12 protein-coding genes and 1 pseudogene are annotated in these 11,007 nt (G+C 65.1%); 3 read left to right on the top strand and 10 right to left on the bottom strand.

What is annotated here, in order from left to right; translation table 11 throughout:
* From KBT70_RS08485 to KBT70_RS08465, 5 genes are all read right to left on the bottom strand, one after another.
* On the bottom strand, nucleotides 1-1,805 hold a 1,805-nt coding region (locus KBT70_RS08485), incomplete at its 3' end, for an acetate--CoA ligase family protein (protein ID WP_296631236.1).
* A 233-nt stretch (nucleotides 1,806-2,038) separates the two neighbouring features.
* A complete protein-coding gene (locus tag KBT70_RS08480) occupies nucleotides 2,039-3,199 on the bottom strand; it encodes an acyl-CoA dehydrogenase family protein (protein ID WP_296631232.1) in 1,161 nt (386 codons plus the stop codon).
* A gap of 1 nt (nucleotide 3,200) precedes the next feature.
* The gene (locus KBT70_RS08475) at nucleotides 3,201-4,610 is read right to left on the bottom strand and encodes a carnitine 3-dehydrogenase (protein WP_296631229.1); all 1,410 of its coding nucleotides are present in this window, start codon (nucleotides 4,608-4,610) and stop codon (nucleotides 3,201-3,203) included.
* Nucleotides 4,610-5,371: an SDR family oxidoreductase gene (locus KBT70_RS08470; RefSeq protein WP_296631227.1), complete on the bottom strand. Its 762-nt coding sequence runs from the start codon at nucleotides 5,369-5,371 to the stop codon at nucleotides 4,610-4,612. The genes KBT70_RS08475 and KBT70_RS08470 overlap by 1 nt, the downstream gene beginning before the upstream one ends.
* Nucleotides 5,368-6,282: a 3-keto-5-aminohexanoate cleavage protein gene (locus KBT70_RS08465; RefSeq protein WP_296631224.1), complete on the bottom strand. Its 915-nt coding sequence runs from the start codon at nucleotides 6,280-6,282 to the stop codon at nucleotides 5,368-5,370. The genes KBT70_RS08470 and KBT70_RS08465 overlap by 4 nt, the downstream gene beginning before the upstream one ends.
* A 78-nt stretch (nucleotides 6,283-6,360) precedes the next feature.
* Between KBT70_RS08465 and KBT70_RS08460 the strand changes: the two genes are divergently transcribed.
* The gene (locus KBT70_RS08460) at nucleotides 6,361-7,308 is read left to right on the top strand and encodes a GlxA family transcriptional regulator (protein WP_296631222.1); all 948 of its coding nucleotides are present in this window, start codon (nucleotides 6,361-6,363) and stop codon (nucleotides 7,306-7,308) included.
* A 6-nt stretch (nucleotides 7,309-7,314) separates the two neighbouring features.
* Here KBT70_RS08460 and KBT70_RS08455 read toward each other — a convergent pair whose 3' ends face one another.
* From KBT70_RS08455 to KBT70_RS08440, 4 genes are all read right to left on the bottom strand, one after another.
* On the bottom strand, nucleotides 7,315-7,818 hold the full coding sequence (locus KBT70_RS08455) for a periplasmic heavy metal sensor (protein ID WP_296631219.1): 504 nt from the start codon (nucleotides 7,816-7,818) through the stop codon (nucleotides 7,315-7,317).
* Nucleotides 7,818-8,180, bottom strand: a complete 363-nt coding sequence (locus tag KBT70_RS08450) for a hypothetical protein (protein ID WP_296631216.1) — start codon at nucleotides 8,178-8,180, stop codon at nucleotides 7,818-7,820. Before KBT70_RS08450 ends, KBT70_RS08455 begins: the two co-directional genes overlap by 1 nt.
* On the bottom strand, nucleotides 8,164-8,757 hold the full coding sequence (locus KBT70_RS08445) for an RNA polymerase sigma factor (protein WP_296631213.1): 594 nt from the start codon (nucleotides 8,755-8,757) through the stop codon (nucleotides 8,164-8,166). The genes KBT70_RS08450 and KBT70_RS08445 overlap by 17 nt, the downstream gene beginning before the upstream one ends.
* Before the next feature lie 74 nt (nucleotides 8,758-8,831).
* Nucleotides 8,832-9,323, bottom strand: coding sequence for an EF-hand domain-containing protein (locus tag KBT70_RS08440; protein ID WP_296631210.1), 492 nt, complete (start codon nucleotides 9,321-9,323; stop codon nucleotides 8,832-8,834).
* Nucleotides 9,324-9,546: 223 nt separating this feature from the next.
* Between KBT70_RS08440 and KBT70_RS08435 the strand changes: the two genes are divergently transcribed.
* Nucleotides 9,547-9,936: a DUF983 domain-containing protein gene (locus KBT70_RS08435; protein WP_296631207.1), complete on the top strand. Its 390-nt coding sequence runs from the start codon at nucleotides 9,547-9,549 to the stop codon at nucleotides 9,934-9,936.
* Nucleotides 9,937-9,957: 21 nt separating this feature from the next.
* The gene (locus tag KBT70_RS08430; protein ID WP_296631204.1) at nucleotides 9,958-10,653 is read left to right on the top strand and encodes an NUDIX hydrolase; all 696 of its coding nucleotides are present in this window, start codon (nucleotides 9,958-9,960) and stop codon (nucleotides 10,651-10,653) included.
* A 230-nt stretch (nucleotides 10,654-10,883) separates the two neighbouring features.
* Here KBT70_RS08430 and KBT70_RS08425 read toward each other — a convergent pair.
* A pseudogene (locus tag KBT70_RS08425) lies at nucleotides 10,884-11,007 on the bottom strand (EamA/RhaT family transporter); the annotation flags it as partial.

Raw genomic sequence — 11,007 nt, 5'->3', positions numbered from 1 at the left:
GGCAAAAGCAGCGTGACAGTATCGCGAAGGATCTCGGTGAGGGTGCCACCGGCGCCAAGGGTCAGTACAAAACCATGCGCCGGATCGCGCAGCACGCCGATCAGCAGTTCGGCAATCGTGCCCTCGATCATCTCTTCGATGAGCCAGCTTTGACAGGGCATGGCCATTGCCTTGGCCTGAGCCTCAGGGAGGTTGGCGGCATGGCGCAGAAACACCACGCCGCCTGCCTCGGTCTTGTGCGCCAGCCCCTCGGCCTTGATCACCAAGGGCAGGGGCATGGCGGTGAGGATCGCCGCGAGTTCCGCGGCAGAGGTTGCACGGCGCGCCTGTGGGATGCGCAGCCCATGGGCGGCGAGCGCTGCCTTGGCCTCGGCCTCGGTCAGGGTATGGGGCTGCGCGGGCGTTCCGGGCAGGAGCAGGGGGGCCGATGTGGCGCGTGCCTGTCCCAACCACGCAGCGTGGGCAATGGCGCTGAGGCCATCATCCAGCCCCGAGAGTGGGATCAAACCACTAGTGATGGCGCGGTCTGCCACAGCCTCGGACAGGCAATCGGGCAGGGTGGCGATCAGAGCGAGCGGTTTGCCCACCCGGCGTTGGGCCTCTGCCCCTGCCTCGAATATACAGTCCCAAGCCGCGGGATCGCAGCGATCGGGGCGCGGGAAATCGGCGATCAGCACACCGATATCGGCAGGACCATCAAGGGCTGCGGCAAAGGTTGCGGCCATGGCGGGCACGTCGCCCCAGATGAAGGTGTGGTAATCGAGCGGGTTGGCCAGTGCCACCCGAGGCCCGAGTGCGGCGCGCAGGGCGCTGGCCTGAAGGGGCGTGAGCGGCGGCAGGGTGATCGTGTGATCAAGGGCTGTGTCGGCCATCAGGCTCGCCTCGCCGCCCGAGCAGGAAATCGAGACCAAGGCATTGCCGGGCAGGGGGCCCGCGAAATGCAGAAGTTTCAGGGTTTCCAGCATCTGCGGCAGGGATGTGACCTGCGCGATACCCAGCCGCGCCAAGAGCGCAGACGCCCCTGCGCCGCTCCCCGCCAAAGAGGCCGTATGCGATTGCGTGGCGGCGCGCGCCTGTTCCGAGCGGCCGGATTTGAGGGCGACGATGGGCTTTCCCGCCGCGCGCGCGGCGTTCCCTAGCGCCTCAAAGCCGCGCAGATCGCCCACCCCTTCGATATGCAGGCCAAGAGCGGTGACGCGGGCATCCTCAAGCAGCGCGCGGCCAAGATCGGCAAGGCCAAGCTGCGCCTGATTGCCCGCTGTCATGAGGTAAGCAATCGGCAGGCCGCGCGCCTGCATGCTGAGGTTTATGGCGATGTTCGAGCTTTGCGTGAGGATCGCTACACCTCTCTTGCAGCGCTGCCCGCCATGCTGGTCAGGCCAGAGGAGCGCGCCGTCGAGATAATTGACGAAGCCATAGCAATTGGGGCCGATGATGGGCATATCGCCTGCGGCCTCCAGGAGCCGCGCCTGCATGGCCGCGCCGTCGCCCAGCTCGGCCTCGGCCTCGAGAAAGCCTGCGGCAAAGCAGACCGCACCGCCTGCGCCCATCGCGCGCAGCTCTGCCACGGTGGCGATCGTGGCCGCGCGGTTGACGCCGACAAAGACCGCATCAGGCACGCCGGGCAACGCCTCAAGTGAGGGATAGGCGCGGGTGCCGCCGATTTCGGGCTTGGTGGGATGCACCGGCCAGACCGGGCCGGCAAAGCCCATGCCGGCGCATTGCCGGATGAGATTGGCGCACCATGTGCCGCCGCCGATCACGGCGATGGAGGCGGGGCGGAGGAGGCGGGAGAGGTCACGCATCGGGCTGGCCTTGGGCAAAGAGGTCGGATGCCTCCGGCGGGGATATTTCTGGCAAGAAGAAGCGGCCATAACGGTTTGTTAACCGTGCGCGGCTAATCTGGTCCCACGGTACAGGCGGGGACGCCGATGACCGTGCAAGGAGAAGGGCAGTGTCCTTTTTTCGGGGGGATGGCCGGGTGCCGGTCTCCCCCTTTCTTCTTGCTGTAAATATCCCCGCCGGAGGCATCAAAACTCTATGCCCCCAAGGGCCGCAGCATCTCGCGGCTGATGATGTGGCGCTGGATTTCCGATGTGCCGTCCCAGATACGCTCGACCCGTGCGTCGCGCCAGAACCGCTCGATCGGCAGGTCGTCCATCAGCCCCATGCCGCCATGGATTTGCAGCGTGGCGTCGGTGACGCGGGCCAGCATTTCGCTGGCGTAGAGCTTGGCGCTGGCGATCTCGCGGTTGGCAGGCAGGCCCTGATCGAGCCGCCAGGCGGCGTTGAGGGTCAGAAGGTCGGCGGCGTCAATCTCGGTGATCATGTCGGCAAGTTGAAAGCTGACGCCTTGGAATTTGCCAATCGCCTGCCCGAATTGTTCCCGCTCTGCCGCGTAGCGCAGGGCGTGATCAAAGCAGCGGCGCGCGCGGCCCACGGCCATGGTCGCCACGGTGATCCGCGTGGCATAGAGCCAGTCGTTCATCACCGCAAACCCGCCGTCAACCTCGCCCAGCACCTGGGCATCGGGCAGGCGGCAGTCGTCGAATTCGAGCACCATGTTCTTGTAGCCGCGATGGCTCACGGATCTATAGCCGTCGCGGATGGTGAAGCCCGGCGTGCCGCGATCCACGAGGAAGGTGGTGATGCGCTTTTTCGGGCCCTTGTCGGTCTGATCCTCGCCGGTGGCGACAAAGACGATCACGAAATCGGCGTGATCGGCGCCAGAGATGAAATGCTTGGTGCCATTGAGCACCCAATCGCCGCCGTCGCGGCGGGCGCTGCATTTCATGCCGCGCACATCCGATCCCGCCCCCGGTTCGGTCATGGCGAGGGCATCCATCCGCTCGCCGCGCACGGCGGGGCGCAGGTAGCGTTCGATCTGTTCGCCCTGACAAGCCATCAGGATATTCTGCGGCCGCCCAAAGAAATGCGTGAGCGCCATGGAGGCGCGCCCCAATTCGCGCTCGACAAGGGCGAATTCGAGATGGCTGAGCCCCGCGCCGCCGACGGATTCGGGAAAGTTGCAGGCGTAAAAGCCAAGGTCGATGGTTTTTTGCTTGATGGCTTGCGCCACTTCGGGGGGCACCTCGCCGGTGCGCTCGACAAGGGTCTCATGCGGGTAGATCTCGTTCTCGACAAAGCTGCGCACGGTAGAGACGATCATCTCTTGCTCGTCGGTCAGTCCGAAGTGCATCTCACGCCTCCTTGTGCAGCTTGGCAAGCGCCTCGACCCGCGCCAGCACATCGGCGCGCGGAGCGCAGGATTTGCGGGATTTGAGGTCGACATGCAGCATGAACTGGTCGGAGGTGGCCAGAAGCGCGCCATCGCTTTCGCGCTTCATCTCATGGAAACAGCGGAGTTTCTTGCCCTCGCCTTGGGTCACGCGCGTCTCGACGAGGACGTATTCGCCAGCATGTGCCTCGGCCAGAAAGCTGATGGTGTTCTCGACCGTGAAATAGCTGAGACCGCCCGCGATATACGCAGCATCGGCGCCGACATGGGTCATGACCGCGTCGGCGGCGTCGCTGAAAAGCTGGCCAAAGCGCCCCTCGTTCATATGGCCGTTGTAATCGGTCCAATCCGCCGGGATCACGCGGCGGGCACTGAGTATGGGCGTACCGTCGCTGAGCGGGGCGGTGATCGTTGCCTGATGCTCGTTGATCAGCCGTCCCGCCGCATTGCCCTGTTGGCGCAGGGCGCGCAGCATGGCGACAAGGTTGTTGTCGCGTTTGCGTTCGAGTTCGCGGATCGACAAATGACCCGACTGCGCATCCGACTGATCGGCGATCATCTGGGCCAGTTCCTCGGTCAGTTCCGGCACATCCATGAGCTTGGTCCAAGGCCATTGCAGACAGGGGCCGAACTGGTCGATGAAATGCTTCATCCCCGCCTCGCCGCCTGCAATACGGTAGGTTTCGAACAGGCCCATCTGCCCCCAGCGCAGGCCAAAGCCGTAGCGGATGGCGTTGTCGATTTCCTCGGTGGTGGCGATGCCGTCCTTGATGAGCCAGAGCGCCTCGCGCCACACCGCCTCGAGAAAGCGATCCGCGATATGGGCGTCGATTTCCTTTTGCACATGCAGGGGAAAATGGCCAAGCGAGGTGAGAATATCCTTTGCCCGCGCGATGAGGGTGGTGGTGTTTTTCTCGGTTGTGACCAGTTCGATCAGTGGCAAGAGATAGACCGGATTGAACGGATGGGTCACGACGATCTGTTCGGGCCGGGTGGCGCAGCCCTGCAATTCCGAGGGTTTGAAGCCGGAGGTGGAGGAGCCGATGATCGCACCTGCATCGCAATGTTCTTGCAGGGTCTGGAAAACCTTGCGTTTGAGTTCCAGCCGCTCGGGCACGCTTTCCTGAATCCAGTCCGCGCCCATGACGGTTTCGGACATGGTGGAATGAAAGCTGAGTTTGCCCTCTGGGGGCAGCGCCACGTCATAGAGCATGGGCAGGGCGTGGCGGGCGTTGGCCAGCACCGCGTCGATTTTGCGCGCGGCCTCGGGGTCGGGGTCGAACACCCGCACATCCCAGCCGTTGAGAAGAAAGCGCGCGGCCCATCCGCCGCCGATCACGCCACCGCCGATGATTGCTGCTGTTCTCGTCATTAAACCATGCTCTCCGTATGTCCGTCCACGGCCAGTATCTGGCCCGTTACCTTGCTTGCGGCGGGGGAGGCGAGGAATAGCGCCATATCCGCCAGATCATCCGCCGTGACCCATGTGCGCAGGCTGGTGCCCTGCGCATAGAGGTGGCGCACCTCATCTTCGGTGCGGCCAGAGGCGCGGGCCTCCATTTCCACGACACGCTCCATCCGCGGGCCTTCGACCGCGCCGGGGGCAATTGCGTTGACGCGCACGCCTGCGGGGCCAAGCTCCATCGCGAGCGTCTTGGTCAGCCCCACCAGCCCCCATTTGGCGGCCACATAGGGCGTGCGGTAGGGCACGCCGTAGAGGCCAGAGGTGGAGGTGGTGATCAGGATCAGCCCCGCGCCTTGCGCGCGCATCACCCGTGCCGCCCAACGACAGGCGAGGAAGGCGCCAAAGAGGTTGACGCCGACGCAGGCCTGCCAAGCGGTATAGTCCATCTCCTCGATCCGGCCTGCGGGGCCGCCGGTGCCGGCATTGGCGCAGAGCACATCGGCCCCGCCCCATGTGGCCTCGACATGGCCGAGAAAGGCGGACATCTGCGCCTCGTCGGTCACATCGGCCTGATGTGCGATCATGGCGGGATGGTCGGCCTGCATCCGGGCCACCGCCGCGCCATCTGCATCGCAAATCGCCACCCGGTCGCCGCGCGCGGCAAAGCGTTCGGCCAAGCGCCGCCCGATCCCCGACGCGCCGCCGGTGATCACGACGCGCTGGCTCATCCGCGCGGGGCCCGTTTGGTGAGGCGCAGTTTCTGGCGCACTTCGGCGGGGGTCATGAGGCGCGCACCCAAGCCCTCGATGATGCCCTTTGCCCGCTCGACCAGTTTTGCATTGGTGGCCAGCACGCCGCGGTCGAGCATGAGGTTATCCTCGAGCCCCACGCGCACATGCCCGCCCGCCAGAACCGAGGCCGCGACATAGGGCATCTGGTGGCGGCCCAGCGAAAAGGCGGAAAAGGTCCAATTCTCTGGCACGTTGTTGACCATCGCCATGAAGGTGTTGAGATCGTCCGGCGCGCCCCATGGCACGCCCATGCAAAGCTGCACCAGCGCATCGGGTTCCAGAATACCATCCTTGACCAATTGCTTGGCATACCAGAGATGGCCGGTGTCAAACGCCTCGATTTCCGGTTTCACACCCAGTTCGGTCATCATCCGGCCCATGGCCTGCAACATGCCGGGGGTGTTGGTCATGACATAATCGGCCTCGGCGAAATTCATTGTGCCGCAGTCGAGCGTGCAAATCTCGGGCAGACATTCGGCGACATGGGCCACGCGCTCGGTCGCACCCGCCATGTCGGTGCCTTTGGGCGAGAGGGGCAGGGGGGATTCGACACCGCCAAAGATCATGTCGCCGCCCATGCCCGCCGTCAGGTTCAGCACAACATCGGTGTCGCTGTCGCGGATGCGGTCGGTCAACTCGCGAAAGAGCCTGAGATCGCGAGAGGGCGCGCCGGTTTCGGGATCGCGCACATGGCAATGCACCACGGCGGCGCCTGCCTTGGCGGCGGCAATCGCGCTCTCGGCAATCTCTTTGGGCGAGCGGGGGACATGCGGGCTTTTGTCCTGCGTGGCCCCTGATCCGGTGACGGCACAGGTGATGAAAACCTCGCGGTTCATGGTGAGCGGCATGGCATCCTCCGGTTTCGCTGTTGGCCTGAGCCTAGCGTGCTGGCAGACGGATTGAGTGTGCGCTATAAGACAATAATCATGCCGCAATGGACAAAATCATCTGGTGCCCCGGTGCGCATCGCGCTCCTGCTCTTTGACAGGTTCTCGAACCTGTGCCTTGCCAATTGTCTGGAGCCGTTGCGCGCCGCCAATACGCTGGGGCCGGGCCGTGGGTTTGACTGGCAGATCCTCACGCTTGATGGGGGGCCTGCGCGCTCGTCCAGCGGGATCGAGGTTTTGGCGCATGGTGGTTTGGGGGCGCTGACATCCTGCGATTACCTCTTTGTGCTGGCGAGTTACGATCATGACCGGCATGACACCGCCGCCACCCGGCGCGCGCTGCAAGCGGCGGCGCGGCGGGCGGGGGTGACGGTGGGGCTGGATACCGGGCCATGGCTCTTGGCCTCTGCGGGGCTGTTGGATGGGCGGCGGGCGACGGTCCATTGGGACCTGCTCGATGCCTTTACAGAGCGGTTTCTGGCGGTCACGCCGGAACGCGCGCGGGTGCTGCGCGATGGGGCGCGGATGACCTGCGCGGGGGCGATGTCGGCGCTTGATCTCACGCTGGGGCTGATCAGCGATCATCTGGGGATGGCGGTGCGGCTGGATGTCGAGGCGCTGTTTCTGCATGGCGATCCGCCTGTGGTGCCAGCGCGCGACGGTGAGGCTGTGGGGGATCCGCTGGTACGTCGGGCGCTGGGGCTGATGCGCGATCATGTCGAGCGGCCGCTGTCGCTGAGCGATCTGGCGCGGCGGTTGTCGTGCCAGCCGCGCACGTTGGATCGGCGGTTCCGGGCGGGCCTTGGCGCGCCGCCGGGGGCGGTCTATCGCCATCTGCGATTGGCAGCCGCGCGCAAGCTGGTCGAGAATACGCGGCTGGGTATGGCGGAGATTGCGCTGCGCTCGGGCTACGAATCGCCTGCGGCGCTGACCCGTGCGCTGCGGCGGCAATATGGCACCACGCCGCGCGCATTGCGGCGGGGCTAGGGGGTGTCAGTCCTTCATGTGTTTCTCGCGCTTGGCGCGATACTCGGCGATCTGCGCCGCGAGCCGGTCGGCATAGGCGGCGCGGTCGGCATCGGACATGGCGGCGAGATGCGTCAAGAGCACCTCTTGGCCCATTTCGAACCGCGCGGCAAAGCCATCGCGCTGGCTGCGCATCTGCGCTGCCACCCGGCCTGCATCAAACGGCACGGCGCGCAATTCGATTACAAGCGCATCGAAACTCTCGCCGATGCTGGGGGCGGTATCCGCACGGTCGCGCCATGCGTCCCGCATCGCGCGGCTGATGGCGCGGCGGTCCGCATCCGAGAGCGCGCGGGTGAGCGGCCCCCCGACCATGTCGAGCCGCGAGGGGTGATGGCCCGCGTGATCGCCGCCATGGCGCAGCGCCCAGCCCACTGCCAACCCCGCCACCGCGAGGTTGAGCGCCAGAGAGGCCACCAGAAGCGCCCGCACCCAAGGTTTGGGTCGGCTCGTGCTCTGTTGCTCTGCCATCAGAAATCCCCTGCCAGTTCAAACACCGCTTCGGGTGTGATATCGACCAGATAGGCCGCCTCGGCGCTGCCCGACACGCCCGCAGGAATTGCGGTGCCGATCCAGACGCCGGCCACCACCGCCGTTGTCAGCCCCGCCATCGCAGGCCAACCACCCAAGAGGCGATAGAGCTGTTCGAGAAGGCTCGTGCGCGGGGCCTCTGCGGCGGCCTGCGCGCGACGTGTGATCCAGACCTGTTCGGTCTCGGCATCGCTGAGCACGCGCGCCAGAAGATCCGCCGAAGGCGCGGGCGGATGGGCGCGGGCGGCGTCAAAGAACGCGCCAAGCCCGCCAATATCCTGATCCTTATCGCTCATCGGCATATCCCAACTCCTCTTGTCGCCCCGCCAGAAGCGCGCTGAGCGCGCGCTTGCCGCGTGAGGTCAGACTTTCGACCGCCTCGACGGTCACGTCCATGATGTCGGCGATTTCGGGGTTCGCCAACCCTTCGATGTGGCGCAGAACCACCGCTTGCCGTTGCCGTTCCGGCAACTGATCCAGCGCGGATTGCAGTGCGTCGGCGCGGGCGCGGTCCTGCATCCGTTCGGCGGCGCTGGCCTGTCCATCCTCGGGCTCGGGGATGGCGTCAAGCGGCACGGAGCCACCGCGCGCCCGTCTGCGCCGGTCGATGCAGAGATTGGCCACCACCCGGTAAAGCCATGTGCTGACCTTGGCCTCGCCGGGCCGCCAATCGGGGGCCTGCCGCCAGAGCCGCAAGAGCGCCTCTTGCGTCACATCCTCGGCCTCGGTGCGGTTGCCCAAGAGGCGGTAGGCATGGGCCATCACGCGCGGTGTGAGGCGCAGCGTGAGGAGGCGCGCAGCCACAGCATCGCCACCAGCGAAACGCGCCAAGAGCGCGTCGTCGGGCAGGTCCTCCATGGCGTCGAATGGCATGCGCATCGCCCTCTAGCGTATCCTTGAGACCGGCCTCTGACCAGAGGCCCGGCGCGGGGGTGCCCCCGCGCCGAGGTCGGTCACTCGCTTGCCTTCTTGTCCTTCATCATGCCGTGATGCTGGCCATGCTTGCCGCGCATTTCCGAGAATTCTTCCTTGGAAATCGCCCCGTCGCCATCGGCGTCGATCTTTTCGAACATCTTGCCCTTGTTGCGGGCCTGCATTTCGTCGGGGCTGAGCTTGCCATCGCTGTTGGCATCATGCCGCTCGATCATGTGATCGGCATAGGCGGCCATGCGCTCGGCCTGACGCTCGGTCATGCGTGTGACCAATTCATCCTTGGAGAGCGCGCCATCGCCATCGGTGTCGGCCCCCTCGAACCGCGCCTGCATATGGGCGGTCATTTCCTCGGGTGTGATCTTGCCATCGGCGTCGGCGTCCAGGTCTTCAAAGCTGTGCTGCATGCCCATGCCTTTGCCCATCTTGCCTTTGTGGCTGTCGGCCTGTGCCACGCTCAGCCCACCGGCCAGAATTGCGGCTGTCAGGCCTACCATCAGAGCTGTCTTGTTCATCGTGATATCTCCCTTGGGGATTTGAAGTGATCTCGCGAAGCCCCCCGCTCTTCGGGGCGTTTCTAAGGTCTCTAACGCGGGGGGCTGGCCGCTCCGTCGCGGGTGATGAAATTATTTGCAGGGGCGGGGCCGTCTTTGCGACATCGCGCCGCAAGGACGGTCTGTCACCTTTCCTCTATGTCCCGCATGCGCCATGTTTGCGCAAACGCTAAGCGAGGCCATCATGCGCGATACGACCGTTGTTCATACCGACCGTGCCCTCTGGCCCGCGCTGCGCCGGGGTTTCGCGCGCAAATGTCCGAATTGCGGCAGCGGTCCGATTCTCAGCAGCTATCTCAAGCTGCGCGATACCTGCCCCGTGTGCCGCGAGGATCTGAGCCATGCGCGCGCCGATGATGGTCCGGCGTATCTGACGATTCTGATTGTGGGGCATCTGATGGCGCCGCTCCTGCATATTGCGTTTGTGCAGTTTCGGCCCGAGCCTCTGGTGCTCTTTACGATATTCGCTATTGGCACCATCGCGCTCTCGCTCTACCTTTTGCCCCGGTTGAAGGGGGCCATCGTGGCCTTTCAATGGGCGCGGCTGATGCATGGGTTCAAAGAGAGCCACTAGCCCCGCCACAAAGGGGCAGGCATGACCGTTATAGACAAGACCGCCATTCGCGACGCCGCGACCGTGATCGTATTGCGCGACCCTGGGCGCCCGCATGTGCTTATGGGGCAGCGCGGGGCCGAGGCGGCGTTCATGCCGAACAAGTTCGTCTTTCCCGGTGGGGCGGTGGATGCGGGCGATGCGGATATTCCGCTGGCGCGGCCTCTGCCGCCGCTCTGTGCCACACGCCTGACCGAGGATTGTGACCGCGATCTGAGCCATGCGATTGCCGCCGCCGCCATTCGGGAATTGTGGGAGGAAACCGGGCTGGCGTTGGGCATGCCCGGTGCCTGGCCGGGGGCAGTGCCCGGCGATTGGGCGGGTTTTGCCGCGCGCGGTCTGGTGCCGGTGGCCGATCCGCTGCAATTCGTGTTCCGTGCCATCACGCCGCCGGGGCGTCCGCGCCGGTTTGATGCGCGGTTCTTTCTGGTGCATGCCGAGGCCTTGGCCGGGGACCCGGATGATTTTTCCGCCGCCTGCGAGGAATTGAGCCATTTGCAGTGGATCCCGCTGGAAGAGGCGCGCGCGTTTGACCTTCCGTTCATCACCGAGGTGGTCTTGGCCGAAGTGACGGCGCGGGCGCATGACCGCAATCCGCCCGAGTCGGTGCCGTTCTTTCGCAATGACGACGAAGAGAGCTTGTTCTTGCGGCTGAAGGGGGCGGCGACCGGAGGCTAGGGGTATGGATTGAAGCCCTGAGCCGTGCGGTGCCCGACCGCCGGGTGGGCGCTGCAACCTTATAGGCTGGCACTTTATGCCTGCATAATACGTACTTGATATCAGTATGTTGCGACGTTGCAAAAGCGCCCGCCCGAGGGGGCGGTCGGGCGCTGCGCGGCGGTGCCTGCGGTGCCTTGATTCCGCGCTTTGGTGATTGGTAATTCCGTGTGCTTGCTCTCTTGTCCCTTCTATCTAAGCGCCACCACCGCAATCACCGAGAGCGTGATGAGCGCGATGCCCCAGCCTTCGCGCCGGGTAATCCGCTCGCCAAAGAAGAGCACCGAGGCGAAGAGCGAAAAGATCACCTCGACC

The sequence above is a fragment of the Roseovarius sp. genome, from assembly GCF_018066915.1.
GTDB lineage: Bacteria > Pseudomonadota > Alphaproteobacteria > Rhodobacterales > Rhodobacteraceae > Roseovarius.
The sequence above is the reverse complement of the archived record's forward strand: the minus strand, read 5'-3'. Positions and strand labels throughout refer to the sequence as shown.